Source organism: Sandaracinus amylolyticus, assembly GCF_021631985.1.
Taxonomy (GTDB): Bacteria; Myxococcota_A; Polyangia; order Polyangiales; family Sandaracinaceae; genus Sandaracinus; species Sandaracinus amylolyticus_A.
In genome coordinates this window covers 4,684,766-4,698,745 of the sequence record NZ_CP070225.1, presented here as the reverse complement: position 1 = coordinate 4,698,745, position 13,980 = coordinate 4,684,766, and the positions used below count along the sequence as shown (strand labels likewise).

The 13,980-nt window shown below is 71.6% G+C and carries 13 protein-coding genes; 8 read left to right on the top strand and 5 right to left on the bottom strand.

All coding sequences use genetic code 11. The features are described 5' to 3' along the window. Nucleotides 1–77: 77 nt before the first annotated feature. From I5071_RS19855 to I5071_RS19825, 7 genes are all read left to right on the top strand, one after another. Entirely contained in the window at nucleotides 78–434 is a 357-nt protein-coding gene (locus I5071_RS19855; protein ID WP_236607056.1) for a DUF4398 domain-containing protein, read from the top strand. Beyond that, nucleotides 431–1,549: an OmpA family protein gene (locus tag I5071_RS19850; RefSeq protein WP_236607055.1), complete on the top strand. Its 1,119-nt coding sequence runs from the start codon at nucleotides 431–433 to the stop codon at nucleotides 1,547–1,549. The genes I5071_RS19855 and I5071_RS19850 overlap by 4 nt, the downstream gene beginning before the upstream one ends. 68 nt (nucleotides 1,550–1,617) lie before the next feature. Next, nucleotides 1,618–3,372: a hypothetical protein gene (locus I5071_RS19845; RefSeq protein ID WP_236607054.1), complete on the top strand. Its 1,755-nt coding sequence runs from the start codon at nucleotides 1,618–1,620 to the stop codon at nucleotides 3,370–3,372. A 114-nt stretch (nucleotides 3,373–3,486) separates the two neighbouring features. After that, on the top strand, nucleotides 3,487–5,157 hold the full coding sequence (gene gpmI, locus I5071_RS19840) for a 2,3-bisphosphoglycerate-independent phosphoglycerate mutase (RefSeq protein WP_236607053.1): 1,671 nt from the start codon (nucleotides 3,487–3,489) through the stop codon (nucleotides 5,155–5,157). Between the two features lie 4 nt (nucleotides 5,158–5,161). Beyond that, nucleotides 5,162–6,610, top strand: a complete 1,449-nt coding sequence (locus I5071_RS19835) for a M16 family metallopeptidase (protein WP_236607052.1) — start codon at nucleotides 5,162–5,164, stop codon at nucleotides 6,608–6,610. Beyond that, entirely contained in the window at nucleotides 6,607–8,190 is a 1,584-nt protein-coding gene (locus tag I5071_RS19830) for a M16 family metallopeptidase (RefSeq protein WP_236607051.1), read from the top strand. The genes I5071_RS19835 and I5071_RS19830 overlap by 4 nt, the downstream gene beginning before the upstream one ends. Beyond that, entirely contained in the window at nucleotides 8,187–8,513 is a 327-nt protein-coding gene (locus I5071_RS19825) for a hypothetical protein (RefSeq protein WP_236607050.1), read from the top strand. The genes I5071_RS19830 and I5071_RS19825 overlap by 4 nt, the downstream gene beginning before the upstream one ends. On the opposite strand, the gene I5071_RS19820 is transcribed toward I5071_RS19825, so the two are convergent. After that, nucleotides 8,504–9,388, bottom strand: coding sequence for a DNRLRE domain-containing protein (locus I5071_RS19820; protein ID WP_236607049.1), 885 nt, complete (start codon nucleotides 9,386–9,388; stop codon nucleotides 8,504–8,506). The genes I5071_RS19825 and I5071_RS19820 overlap by 10 nt on opposite strands. A gap of 183 nt (nucleotides 9,389–9,571) precedes the next feature. Between I5071_RS19820 and I5071_RS19815 the strand changes: the two genes are divergently transcribed. Then, the gene (locus I5071_RS19815) at nucleotides 9,572–10,420 is read left to right on the top strand and encodes an SDR family NAD(P)-dependent oxidoreductase (RefSeq protein WP_236607048.1); all 849 of its coding nucleotides are present in this window, start codon (nucleotides 9,572–9,574) and stop codon (nucleotides 10,418–10,420) included. Here the strand turns inward: I5071_RS19815 and I5071_RS19810 are convergent. The 4 genes from I5071_RS19810 to I5071_RS19795 form a co-directional block, all read right to left on the bottom strand. After that, nucleotides 10,386–10,928: a GNAT family N-acetyltransferase gene (locus tag I5071_RS19810; protein ID WP_236607047.1), complete on the bottom strand. Its 543-nt coding sequence runs from the start codon at nucleotides 10,926–10,928 to the stop codon at nucleotides 10,386–10,388. The two genes, I5071_RS19815 and I5071_RS19810, sit on opposite strands and share 35 nt — an antisense overlap. Before the next feature lie 26 nt (nucleotides 10,929–10,954). After that, on the bottom strand, nucleotides 10,955–12,046 hold the full coding sequence (locus I5071_RS19805) for a hypothetical protein (RefSeq protein WP_236607046.1): 1,092 nt from the start codon (nucleotides 12,044–12,046) through the stop codon (nucleotides 10,955–10,957). A 168-nt stretch (nucleotides 12,047–12,214) separates the two neighbouring features. Next, entirely contained in the window at nucleotides 12,215–13,012 is a 798-nt protein-coding gene (locus I5071_RS19800) for a sulfite exporter TauE/SafE family protein (RefSeq protein WP_236607045.1), read from the bottom strand. Between the two features lies 1 nt (nucleotide 13,013). Then, nucleotides 13,014–13,922 (bottom strand): hypothetical protein, encoded by a 909-nt coding sequence (locus I5071_RS19795; protein ID WP_236607044.1) that lies wholly within the window; start codon nucleotides 13,920–13,922, stop codon nucleotides 13,014–13,016. Between the last annotated feature and the right edge of the window lie 58 nt (nucleotides 13,923–13,980).

The window sequence follows — 13,980 nt, the reverse complement described above, 5'->3', positions numbered from 1 at the left end:
GCGGCGCTGTTGACGCGTCGTTGCCGCGCTTGGTAGCGTCGCGCCGAATTCGCCCTGGGATTCGGGGGTTCTGCGCTTTGACTGCTTCCACGGCCGCGCCGCGCACAGTCGACGATCGTCCACGCGCTCCTCGCACGTTCATCGTCGCGCTCGCGTGCGCGCTGCTGCCCGCGTGCGGTCCATCGCTCTACACGTTCCAGATCCTCCCGGCGTCGTCGGCGGTGAGCCAGGCCGAGCAGGCGGGCGCCCCCGAGCACGCGCCCTACGAGTACTGGACCGCGCACGAGTACCTCGAGAAGGCCGCGGAAGAGGCGAACGAGGGCAACTACCAGGACGCGATCCGCTTCGCCGAGCGAGCACGCGAGATGGGCGAGCTCGCGCAGGAGGAGACGTCGCGCCGCATGCGCGTGTCGCGAGAGGACGAGGCGCAGTGATCCGCTCGCGTCGTCTGGCCTCGCTCGTGCTCGTCGTCGCGCTGCCCGCGCTCACCGCGTGTCAGGCGACCGCCGTGCTCCGTGGGCGGATCCGCGGTGCGCGCGACATCACGCAGCAAGCGGAGGAGCGCGGCGCGCGCAACTGCGCTCCGCGCGAGCTCGCGACCGCGCAGGCCCACCTCGAATTCGCCGAGGTCGAGCTCGATCAGGGCAACCTCGGTCGCGCCCAGGAGCACTTCGCGCTCGCCGAGCCCAACGCGCGCGCCGCGCTGCGGATGAGCCCGCCCGAGCGCTGCCTCCCCCACGAAGAAGAAGCACCGCCGCCCGCGCCCGGCGATCGCGACGGCGACGGCATCCTCGATCCCGACGATCAGTGCCCCGACGATCCCGAGGATCGCGACGGCGTCGAGGACGCCGACGGCTGCCCCGAGGACCAGGACACCGACGGCGACACGATCACCGACACGAACGATCTCTGCCCGTTCGAGGCCGAGGATCGCGACGGCACGCTCGACGACGACGGCTGCCCCGAGCCCGACGACGATCTCGACGGCATCCTCGACGACGCCGATCGCTGCCGCACCGAGCCCGAGGACCACGACGGCTTCGAGGACGCCGACGGCTGCCCCGATCTCGACAACGACGCCGATCGCTTCCCCGACGCGACCGATCGCTGCCCCAACGAGCCGGGCATCGAGGCCGAGCAGGGCTGCCCGCGCGTCTACCAGGACGTCGAGGTGACGAGCGAAGGCATCGTCATCCACCAGCAGGTCTTCTTCGAGACCAACCGCGCGGTGATCCGCTCGGTCTCGTTCCCGCTGCTCGACACCGTCGCGCAGGTGCTCCGTGACTTCCCTGACATCACCGTCGAGGTGCAGGGTCACACCGACTCGCGCGGCCGCGACGCGCACAACCTGAGGCTCTCGCAGCAGCGCGCCGACTCGGTCCGCGAGTACCTGATCCGCGCGGGAATCGCGCCGGAACGGCTCACGGCACGCGGCTACGGCGAGACCCAGCCCATCGAGACGAACGCGACGCCCGACGGGCGCGCGGCGAACCGACGCGTCGAATTCCGACGCACCGACGCGGGGGCCCGGCCGCGTTCGGCGCCTTGACTTTCCTGTATGCTCCCCGCGCGTGTCGGGGGTAGGGCCGACCGCTGCGCGATCATCACTGCGCCTCGATGGACCACGCCATGAAGCACGAGCGAGCTTTTCGTCTTCCTTCACCCCTGATCGCGTTCGCGATCGCGCTCGCGAGCGTCTTCGCGATCAGTGCCCCAGCCCACGCGCAGCGCGCGCTGCAGCAGGTCCTCGACCTGAACCGGCAGGCGATGGAGGCGTACAACAACCTGGAGATCGAGCAGGCGCAGACCCTGCTCAACCAGGCGCTCCAGACCGCGCAGCGCGGGCGCGTCACCGGCGCGCCGCTCGCCCGCACGTACATGAACCTCGGCGTGGTCGCGATCGGCGGCCTCGGCGACAACGGCGCGGGCCTCAACTACTTCACGCAGGCGCTGCAGGCGGATCCCAACGTCGCGCTCGACCCGCTGACGAGCACGCCGGACATCCAGACGACGTTCGCGCTCGCGCGCCAGCGCGCCGGCACCGGTGGCGGTGGTGGCGGACAGGTCGAGGTGCCTCCGCCCGATCAGACCGGTGGCGGCGGTGAAGGCGGCGGCGGTGCGGCCGCGCCCGGCAACCTCACGCACGTCCCGGTGCCCGAGCAGCTCGCGCAGACCGCGGTGCCCGTCTACATCGAGATCCCGGGGCGCCCCGCGCACGTCTACCTCTACTACCGCGCGCACGGCATGCGCGAGTTCCAGCGCGTCGAGATGCAGCGCGTCGCCGGCGGCTACGGCTACGAGATCCCGTGCACCGACGTGTTCGAGCCCGAGGTCGCGTACTACGTCGTCGCGTTCGGCAACGACGGGAGCCCGGTGGGCTTCGCGGGCGCCCAGGCGACGCCGATCACGGTGCCGATCGTCGCGTCGCGCACCCAGCCCGCGCCCGCGCTGCCGGGCCGCGCGCCGCCGACACAGTGCCAGGAGAGCGAGTGCCCGCCCGGCATGGCGGGCTGCGAGAGCGGCGGTCGCGCGCTCGGCGACTCGTGCTCGAACGACTCGCAGTGCACGAGCGGCAACTGCGAAGACGACCTCTGCGCGCCGGCCGACGGCGGTGATGGAGGCGGCGGCGGCGGTGGTGGTGGTGGCGCGCCGCGCTTCTTCGCGCGCATCGGCGGCGGCCTCGGCATGTCGTACGTGCAGCAGGGCATGCGCGCCGATCGCGTCCCCTGCGCGCCGGGCGATGTGGACTGCGTCGACTTCGCGCAGGACCCCGTGCAGGAGATCGAGAACTGGCCGAGCTACACCGCAGCCGGCTACGCGTACGACCCCGGCTTCTGGGGCGGCAACGGCTACGTGCCCGTGTCCGGGTCGACCGAGGCGAGCGGCAACGACACCGTCTGCGGCGGGTCGCTCGACGAGCAGGGCTTCGGCAACCAGGCGTGTCTCTTCGTGCGCGACCCGGGGCTCGTGGCGAACCTCCAGCTGCGCCTCGAGGTCGGCTACTACGTGCTCGAGTGGCTCGGCATCTCGGCGTTCGCGCGCTTCCAGCCGATCTCCGGGCTCGGCACGCTCTCGTTCATGCTCGTCGGCGCGCGCGTGCACTTCCGCGTGTTCGACGAAGGGCAGGACTCGGGGCCGAACGTCTCGGTGCACCTGGGCGGCAGCGCCGGGCAGATCCAGGTCGCGGTGCCGAACAACGGGCCGAGCGCGCCCTATGGGCAGTCGGGTCTCGGCGGCTTCCACGTCGGCGCGAACGTCGGATATCGATTCACGCGCAACGTCGGGATCTTCGTGAACCCGGACTTCATGTTCCAGGTGCCCGACTTCTTGTTCAACATCGACCTGACGCTCGGTCTCGAAGTCGGCTTCTGATCCTGCGCGCGGGCGCAGCGAGACCTGACCGTACGTCGGGGCTCGCTGCGCCCTTCGTCTTTTCGCGCGACCGGCGGTTTTGCTCGCCGCATGAAGGCGCTAGATCTCGCGCCCATGTCTCCGGCACCCAAGTCCCTGACGCTCGCGCGTCATCCTCGTTTTCCCGGTGTGAAGGGCCCGGTGGTCGTCGCCGTGATGGATGGCGTCGGCATCGGCGCGCGCGACGACGGCGATGCGGTGCACCTCGCGCGCACGCCGAACCTCGACTGGCTGATCGCGGAGGCGCCGTTCCGCCTGCTGCGTGCTCACGGCACCGCGGTGGGCCTGCCGAGCGACGACGACATGGGCAACAGCGAGGTCGGGCACAACGCGCTCGGCGCGGGGCGCGTGTTCGATCAGGGCGCGAAGCTCGTCAACGCCGCGATCGAGAGCGGCAAGCTCTTCGAGGGCGACGCGTGGCGCACCGCGATCGCGCGCGTGAAGCAGACCGGGCAGCCGCTGCACTTCCTCGGTCTGCTCAGCGACGGCAACGTCCACTCGCACATCGAGCACCTGTTCGCGCTCATCCGTCGCGCCGCGCAGGAAGGCGTGCAGAAGGTCCGCGTGCACGTGCTGCTCGACGGACGCGACGTGCCCGAGACGAGCGCGCTCACCTACGTCGAGATGCTCGAGCAGGTGCTCGCGGAGATCCGCGCGACCGGTAAGGACTATCGCGTCGCGTCCGGTGGTGGCCGCATGAAGGTCACGATGGATCGCTACGAAGCCGAATGGCCGATGGTCGACCGCGGCTGGAAGCACCACGTGCGCGGCGAGGGGCGCGGCTTCCGCTCGCTCGGCGAGGCGATCGAGACGCTGCGCGCCGAGACGCCCGGGGTGATCGATCAGAACCTTCCCGGCTTCGTGATCGTCGGCGACGACGGCAAGCCGGTCGGGCGCATCGAGGACGGCGCGGCGGTCATCCTCTTCAACTTCCGCGGCGACCGCGCGATCGAGATCACGCGCGCCTTCGAAGAGGACACGTTCACCAAGTTCGATCGCGGTCCGAAGCCCGACGTCTTCTTCGCCGGGATGATGCAGTACGACGGCGACCTGAAGCTGCCCGCGCACTTCCTCGTCCCGCCCCCCGAGATCGACCGCACGCTCTCCGAGCACCTCGCAGCGAACGGCGTGTCGCAGCTCGCGATCAGCGAGACCCAGAAGTTCGGCCACGTGACGTACTTCTGGAACGGCAACCGCAGCGAGGCGCGCGCTGGCGAGACGTGGATCGAAGTGCCGAGCGACACGCGCCCGTTCGAGGAGCGGCCGTGGATGAAGGCGGCCGAGATCACCGACCAGCTCGTCGATCAGCTGCGCACCGGCAAGCATCGCCACGCACGCCTGAACTGGGCGAACGGCGACATGGTCGGTCACACCGGCGTGCGCGAGCCCGCGATCGTCGCGGTCGAGTCGGTCGATCTGCAGATCGGTCGACTGCTGCCGGTGATCAAGGAGCTCCAGGGCGCGCTGCTGATCACCGCGGATCACGGCAACGCCGACGAGATGTACGAGCGCGACAAGAAGACCGGCGCGATCCAGCGCGACAAGCAGGGCCGCCCGAAGGCGAAGACCAGCCACACGCTGAACCCGGTGCCGTGCTGTCTCTACGCGCCGAGCGCGCCCGAGCTCCGCTTCGACGAGACGATGAAGAACGCCGGTCTCGCGAACGTCGCGGCGACCGTGCTGCACCTGCTCGGCTATGCCGCACCGGCCGACTACCTTCCGAGCCTCCTCACCACGAGCGAGTGAACCGATGACGCGAGCACGTCTGTCCCTCTTCGCGCTGATCGCGATCGCCCTGACGACGGTGATCGCGGTCGCTCAGGAGCGTCCTGCTTCTCCCGAGAGAGCAGCGCGGCGCTCGCCGCCACCCTCGGAAGCTCCACGACCGAGCGACGCGATCTTCCCGAATCGCCCCGAGGTCGAGCGCCTCCCCAACGGGCTCACCGTCGTCACGGTGCAGTGGCCGAGCCCGGGGATCGTCGCCTACTACTCGATGGTCCGCGTCGGCTCGCGCGACGAGGTCGAAGAAGGGCACAGCGGATTCGCGCACTTCTTCGAGCACATGATGTTCCGCGGGACCGAGCGTCACTCGCAGCACGAGTACGAGCGCACGCTCCAGGGCTTCGGCGCGGACAACAACGCGTTCACCTCGCAGGACTACACCTGTTACACGATCACCGCGCCCACGCGCGCGCTGCCGACGGTGATCGAGCTCGAGGCCGATCGCTTCCAGCATCTCTCGTACGACGAGAACGTGTTCCGCACCGAGGCGGGCGCGGTGCGCGGCGAGTACCAGGTCTGGTCGAGCAATCCCTCGCAGCCGCTCTGGGAGTCGCTCAGCGAGATGGCGTTCACGCGCCACACGTACGGGCACACGACGATCGGGTACCTGCGCGACATCGAGGCGATGCCCACGCGCTACGAGTACGCGCGGCAGTTCTTCCGGCGTTACTACACGCCCGACAACACGACGCTGATCGTCGTCGGCGACTACGGTGATCGCGCCGCGCTCATGGCGAAGATCCGCGAGCAGTACGGCGCGTGGCGCGGCCGTCGTGATCGTCCGCGCATCCCGACCGAGCCCGAGCCGACGCAGGGCGCGCGTCGTGATCTACCGTGGGCCGGCGCGACCCCGCCGCGCATGTTCGTAGGCTGGCGCATCCCCGCGTTCGAGTCGACGGATGCGCGCCGTCGCGAGGCCGCGCTGCGCGAGACCGCGGCGCTGCAGATCGTGCACGACCTCGCGTTCGACGAGTCGTCGCCGCTCTACCAGCGCCTCGTGGTGCAGGACCAGAGCGTGCTCGAGCTCGAGTCGTGGGCGGGCGAGCAGACGCGGGATCCCGGGTTGTTGGTGGTCACCGCCGCGATGACGCCGGGGCAGGCGTTCGATCCGATCCTCGACGCGATCCAGGCCGAGATGACGCGCATCGGGGCCGGCGAGATCCCCGCGGAGCGGGTCCGCGCGGTGCAGCAACACCTGCGCTACGCGCTCGCGATGGGGCTCGAGACGCCGAGCTCGGTCGCGGGCTTCATCGCGGGCATGCTCGCGGTGAGCGGTCGCATCGAGGCGATCGACGACTACCTGCGCGCGCTCGAGCAGGTGACGCCCGAGGACGTCGCGCGTGTCGCGCGCACGTACCTGGTGCCGGAGCGCCGCTACGTCGCGACGCTCGCCCAGCGTGAGGGAGGTGCGCAGTGAAGAGGACGATCTCGATGCTGTGCATCGCCGCGCTCGCGGGATGTGGCGGCAGCACGGGCCCCGCGCCCGAATATCCGCCGATGCCCGAGCCCGAGACGGCCCAGGGCGTGACAGGCGCCGAGCTCCCGACCGAGCCGCTGCGCGATGCGCCCGTGCTGATCGAGCAGCGCAGCGAGTCGCCGATCGTCACGGTGCGCGTGGTGTTCGAGGCGGGCTCGGGGAGCGATCCCAGCGGGCGCGAGGGCGCGACCGCGCTCGCCGCGACCCTGATGAGCGAAGGCGGCGCGGGCGAGCGCAGCTACGCGCAGATCGTCGACGCGCTCTATCCGATGGCGGCGCAGCTCGGCGCGCAGGTCGATCGCGAGCAGACCACGTTCATCGGTCGCGTGCACCGCGATCACGTCGAGGCGTTCTACGAGATCTTCCGCGACGTGCTCCTGCGCCCGCAGATGAGCGCGGAGGACTTCGAGCGCGTGAAGCAGCAGATGCTCTCGGCGCTCACCCTCGAGCTGCGCGGCAACGACGACGAGACGCTCGGCAAGGAGACGCTGCAGGCGATGCTCTACGAGGGGCATCCGTTCGGACATCCCGAGCTCGGCACCGAGCGCGCGCTCACGCGGCTCACGCTGGACGACGTGCGCGCGCAGCGCGCGCGCGTGCTCTGCGGAGGTCGCGTGACGATCGGCGTCGCGGGGGGCTACCCCGAGGGCTTCGCGCCGCGTGTCGCGCGCGACGTCGGCGAGCTCGCGAGCGAGGCCTGCGTCGGCCGGAGCGCGCTGCCCGCGCCGCGCGCGAGCGAGTCGCGCATCTGGATCGTCGACAAGCCCCAGGCGAGCTCGGTCGCGGTCTCGATGGGCATGCCGATCGACGTGCAGCGCGACGACGAGGACTACCCCGCGCTCGTGCTCGCGGTCGCGTGGCTCGGCCAGCACCGCCAGTTCGTCGGTCGCCTGATGCAGTCGATCCGCGAGCGCCGCGGCATGAACTACGGCGACTACGCGTACCCCGAGCACTTCGAGCAGGAAGGGTGGGGCGTCTTCCCGCTCCCCAACATCGCGCGACGCCAGCAGTACTTCTCGATCTGGCTGCGCCCGCTGCGCCCCGAGCAGGCGCACTTCGGGATGCGTCTCGCGATCGCGGAGCTGCGCAATTTCGTGGAGAACGGGCTCGATCAGGCCGAGCTCGATCGCATCCGCAGCTACCTCGACGGCTACTACGCGCTCTTCCTCCAGACCGAGAGCCGTCGCCTCGGCTACGCGATCGACGACGCGTTCTACGGCGTCGATCGCCCGTGGCTCGAGCGGCTGCGCGCGGCATGGGCCGAGCTCACGCCCGAGCAGGTGAACGCGGTGATCCGCCGCCAAATCGATCCTGCGCGCCTGCAGATCGCGATCGTCGCGCCCGACGCGTCGCGGCTCGCGGATCGCATCGCGAGCGAGCAGCCTTCGCCCATCGAGTACCCGGGGCGCACCGTGCCGCCCGAGGTGCTCGAGCAGGATCGTGTGGTCCAGGAGCTGCGCATCGGCATCCCGCGCGAGCGCATCCGCATCGTCCCGGTCGCGCAGATGTTCGCCGAGTGAAGCTGACGCCCGACGAGCTGCGGATGCTCGAGCACGATCCCGTGCTGCGCGCGCTCGACCCAGCCGCGCAGCGCGACTTCATCGTGTCGAACCGCAAGGTCGGGCGCGCGGTGACCGCGTTCGCGCTCGGGGTGCGCGTCGTGCTGCTCTGGGGCGCCGGCATCTCCGCGCTCGCGCTCGCGCGCGACGCGCTGCTCGTCGGGCTCGGCGTGATCGTGCTGGCGATCGCGGTGTGGGCGACGCTCGGCCTGAGGCGCCGCTGGCGCGAGCTGAGCGCTCCGGTGCCCGAGCTCGATGCGTGGCCGACGCGCGATCAGCGGTGAACGACGACGAGCCGCGGGCGCTCCCCTGCGACGCCGTGCTCGCGACTCCGGTAGTCGCTGCCGTTCTGGCCCGAGGGCACCAGCGCGAGACCTTCGGCGGTCCCACGCGAGATCCAGTCGCGCACGGCGCTCGTGACGTCGATCCGGACGCGCCCCACGCGCGGCGTGATGCTCGCGAGCGCGGGCTCGCGGCGCGCAGGACGGCTCGACCACCGCGTGCTCGCCTCGCTCCACGTCGCGCCCAGCGCGTGCACGCGCACGTCGTCGCCCTCGTCGAAGCACGTGAGCTCGAGCCGCGCCTCGAGCACCTCCGCGCCCGTGGGAATCGCGTCGAGCGAGGTCGGTCGCAGGAGCGCCTCGTAGCGCGCCGGCCACGCGTCCACGAGCAACGTCGTCTCGCCGCCGAGCGCGCGATCGGGCGTGCTCTCGTCGACGGTCGCGTCCTCCAGCGCGAGCTCGATCGTGCGCACGCACGTCCCTCGCTCGCAGCGCGGTGCATCGAGCGTCGCGGGGCACGCATGAGCGCACGCGCCGCAGTGCGCGGGATCGAGGAGCACATCGATCTCGCAGCCGTCGCTCGTGCGCCCGTTGCAGTCGGCGAATCCGAGCGCGCACATCGGCGGCCCCGCGTCGGAGCCCGCGTCGACCGCCGACATCGACGCGTCGCGCTCGACCGGCGCATCCGCGCGCTCGCCCGCATCGGGGATCGCCGCGTCGTGCTCGATCGTCCCCGCGTCCTGCTCGATGTCACGCGACGCGTCGACGACCGCCATCCCCAGCGCGCCCCCGTCGCGCAGCAGCTCGTCGCTCGCGCCGCGCGCGCACGACGCGCAGAGCATCGCGCCCAGCATCGCCCATCCCAGCGAGCGTCCCATCGTCTGCCCCCTCCGACGGGCGCGGACTCTAGCGACGCGATCGACACGGCTCCCCGCGCGAGCGCGAATCGTCACCTGCGCCGGCGCGCTTTCACCGATGCGACGGCCACGTGCCGGATCGGCGCATCGCGCGACCTCGCGAGATCGTGGTACTGAGCGCGGACTCCCTCACCGAGGCGGCGCATGACGAAGCACTGGCAGGATCAGGTCGCGTGGATCACGGGCGCGGGCAGCGGCATCGGGCGCGCCCTCGCGATCGAGCTCGGGCGACAGGGCGCGATCGTCGCGGTCTCGGGCCGGCGCCAGCAACGGCTCGAGGAGGTCGCGCGCGAGGTCGAAGCGGCGGGCGGTCGCGCGCTCGCAGTGCCGTGCGACGTCACCGAGGAGAGCGACGTCGTCATCGCGTCTTCGAGCATCGTCCGCGAGCTCGGCCGGCTCGATCTCGCGATCGCGAACGCAGGCTTCTCGGTCGCGGGCGCGGTACGCGATCTCAGTGCCGAGGACTGGCGCCGCCAGCTCGACACCAACGTGATCGGCGCCGCGATGACCGCGCGCCACGCGCTGCCGCACCTCGAGCGCACCAAGGGCCGCATCGCGCTCGTCGGCAGCGTCTCCGCGCTGCTCCCCACGCCGCGCATGGCCGCGTACACCGCGTCGAAGTACGCGCTGCGCGCGATCGGTCAGACGCTCTCGATCGAGCTCGACGGCACCGGCGTCTCGTGCACGCTCGTGCACCCCGGCTTCGTCGAGAGCGAGATCGCGCAGGTCGACAACCAGGGCCGCCACGATCCTTCGCGCGCCGACAAGCGCCCGAAGAACCTGATGTGGCCCGCCGATCGCGCGGCGCGCGAGATGCTGCGCGCCATCCGCGCCCGCAAGCGCGAGCACGTCTTCACCGGCCACGGAAAGCTCGGCGCCGCGCTCGGCCAGCACGCGCCCGGCATCGCGCACTTCGTCATGACGCGTGGTGCGGCGAAGCGTCAGGCCGCCGCGGTCGTCAAGAACGGGAGCTCTTCCTCCAACGATCGTTGATCAGCGCGGTCTGCACGTGGTCGCGCCACGCGCCGTCGATGTGCAGGTAGTCGCGCGCGTAGCCGGTCGGCACGAACCCCAGCCGTCGCAAGAGCCCTGCGCTGCGCAGGTTGTGCGGCTGGTGGTTCGCCTCGAGGCGGTGCAGCTCGAGCGGGCCGAACGCATACGCGATCATCCCCTCGAGCGCCTCGCGCATGAAGCCGCGCCCCTCGAGCGCGCCGTCGAGACCGAAGCCGAGGTGCGCGTTGTGGAACGCGCCGCGCACGATGTTCGAGAGCCCGATCGTCCCCACCACGCGCGCTTCGCGCGCATCGCGCTCGAACAAGTGCACGCGCACCAGGCGCCCCTCGTCCTCCTCGCGACGGAGCTGGTGGATGCGCTCGTGCCAGTACCCCTCGGTGTAGAAGCCGGGCGGAGGATCGGGCTCCCACCGCACGAGGTGCGCCCGGTTGCGATCGAGGTAGTCCACCACGAGGTGCGCCTCGAGTGGCTCCGCCAAGCGGAGCACGAGGCGCTTCGTTTCGAGGCGCAGCCTCACTCGTCGCCGAGCTCGTCCGAGCCACCCTCGCTCGGGGCGGTCTCGGCGGGCGCCGCTCCGTCGACCGGCGTGAGGTCGCTCCGGCGCACCACGCCGCGCACCGCGCTGGCGTCGTCCACCGCGACGTAGACGTCCACGCGCTCCTCGTCGATCGGCCCGAGCTCGCGCGCCCAGCCCTGTCCGCGCACCCGCGCGATGATGCGATCGAGGAAGCGCACCCGCGTGCCCTCGCCGACGCGGTAGAGCCGTCCTTCTTCGTTCGCGATGCGCGCCGGCACGCCCTGATCGTTCGGCCCCGGCGCGGAGTACGTCGGGCGCGGCGCCGCCTCGGCCGCCTGGAGCTGCGCGGTCTGGATGTAGCCGACGACGAAGGGCCCCACGCCCGCGCGCACGCCGCCCCAGCCCTCGCGCTCGCGCAGCACGACCACTCCGTGCGGCGGATCCGCGATCGGCAGCGACGCGATCACGCGCCCGTTCGGACGGTCGTAGATCGGCACTTCCTGACCCGCCGCGACGACGCGGTTCTCACCCGGATTGAGCCCACCGTCGCCGCCCTCGGGGCGCGTGTCGCTCAGCCAGTCCGCGGGCAGCTCCGCGGTCCACGGCCCGAGCCGATCGTTCTCCGCGCGACCGAGCCACGGCGCGATCTGCACCCGGAACCCGGCGTCGGTCTTCTCGACGATGCTGACGAGATCGCCGACGCCCACGTACGTCGGCGTGCCCTCGATGCGACCACGCTGCGTCGTGTACGCGCCCACGCGCCCGAGCGGCATCCAGCCGCGCGCCGAGAGCCCACCCGACACCGTCACCGGCACCCGGCCGTTGCGCACCGGCCCGTCGAGGCGCACCCGCGTGCCGGTCGAGAGGTATCCGATCGCCGGCGAGTCGTCCTCGGGCCCGAGGAAGAGCGCGGGCCCCGAGCCCGGCGTCACCACGAGCACGCGCGGCCAGCCCTCGGGCGCCCCGGTGCGCGCGTCGTCGTCGTCGCCGATGGTCGCGGTCGTCGCGGTGCGGCTCCCGCCGCCACCACATGCCGATGTGATCAGGAGCGCCAGGAGAGCCACGAGGGACGCGCGCGGGCGAAGCATGCTGAAGCACGTAGCAGAACGTGGGCCGCCGCACAAAATCGTGGTTTTCCACGTCCCTCGCGCGAGATGTACGGCCGTTCACGGCGCGGGTGTGCCGGGCTGCGCACGCGGCGATCGAAAGATCGGCTCGCCCGCTGGTCCCTACCGTCCGCGCACTCCGGCAGACACTCAGATCATGTCGTAGACGAGCTTCACCATGCTCGCGACGACCGCGACCACGACCGCGATGCGCACGAAGCGATCCCCCAGCGCGACGGTGGCGCGTGCGCCCACGAGCCCGCCGATCGCGCTGGTCGCCGCGAGGACCCCACCGCGCACCAGGTCGATCGTCTCGCCGCGCGCCGCGAACACCGCGATCGCGATCACCGTCAGCGCGAGCGTCACCGTGCTCTTCACGACGTTCGACGCGACCAGCGACACGCCGTGCGCGATCGACAGGTAGAGCAGCGCGACGATCCCGACCCCGGCCTGGAGGAACCCGCCGTAGGTCCCGATCGCGACGAACGCCGCGATCATCCCCGGCGTCGGCGGCGGCAGCTTCGGAGGAGGCGGCGGCGCCTCGCCCTCGGCGCGCTTCGTCTCGTCCTTCTTCTTCTTCGTGGGGATCAGCGAGAGCACGAGCATGACGCCCATCGCGATCACGATCGCGATCTGCATCTGCTCCGGCGCGAGCAGCGTCGCGATGAACGAGCCGATCCCGCCGCCCACCATCGCCGCGCCCGTGAGCACGAGCTCGTTGCGTCCGACCGAGAGCCCGGCGCGCCGATAGCCGAGCACCGCCGCGATCGTGGTCGCGAGGATGCCGAGCCGGTTCGTCGCGTTCGCCGCGCTCGCGTCGAGCCCGGTAAAGATCAGCGCCGGCAGCAGCAGCAGCGAGCCCGCGCCCGCCACCGTGTTGATCCACCCGGCGACGAGCCCGACCAGCGCGAGCACGACGAGCTCGACTGCGCTCGCGTCGGTGATCACGTCAGCGCATCGCTGCGGGACGCAGCTTGATCCCGAGGAACGTCGCGATCGGCTGCGCCTGCGGGCGCGGGATGTGATTCAGTCGATCCTCGACCACCGCGCGTGCCCGCGCGTGCGGCTCGCCCTTGAGCGAAGGCAGCACGATCTCGGTCCAGCGCTGCAGCGTCTTGGGATCCGCGGTCGAGAGCGCGAGCTCGAGCACCGGCTCGAGACGCTTCTGGTACGCGACCGACGCGGTGCACAGCGCCGCGAACGTCGACACCAGGCCGTCCTTCCCGATCTCCGACGCCTCCGCGAAGCGATCGGTCAGCGTCGGCAGGTGACGCGCCACGCGCGCCGGCGCGAGCCGCGCCATCACCGGGAGCGCCGCGGCCGCGGTCTGCACCGAGCGCTTCGGCCCCGACGTGATCACGCTCACGAGCTTGTCGATCGTCGGCACGAGCATCTCGGGCTTCTTCGCGAGCAGCTCGTCGAGGATGCGCGCGGCCGCGGTCGCGGTCGTCGGCTTGTCGCTCGTCAGGTGCTCCGCGTGCGCCGCCACCGAGGCCGCATCGCTCGCCTCGAGGATGCGATCCGCGAGCTCACCCGCGCCGCCCCCACCGCCTCCGCCGGCAGCGATGCCGCCCGCCGACGTGATGCCGCTCGTGCTCGCGACGTCCTCGACGATCGGCGCCGGACGCTCCGAGACGGCCTTGGGCGGCGGCGGCGTGGGCGTCGCGGCCCGGGCCGAGGGCTTCTTCGCGCTCGCGTTGCTCTTCGGCGCCGCGCTCTTGGTCGCCGCGCTCGGCTTCGCAGGCGCCTTGCTCGGTGCGCTCTTCGCGGATTGACGCGCTGCCGATTGTCCACTCGAGGCGCGAGGCGCACGTGCGGCGGGCTTGGGGGAGCTCTTCGAAGCCGTCTTCTTGGTCATGCGCTCGAGCCTCGGCCGTCTCTTCTCCGCGGCGGTGAGTCCGCGAACCAGCAAGCAC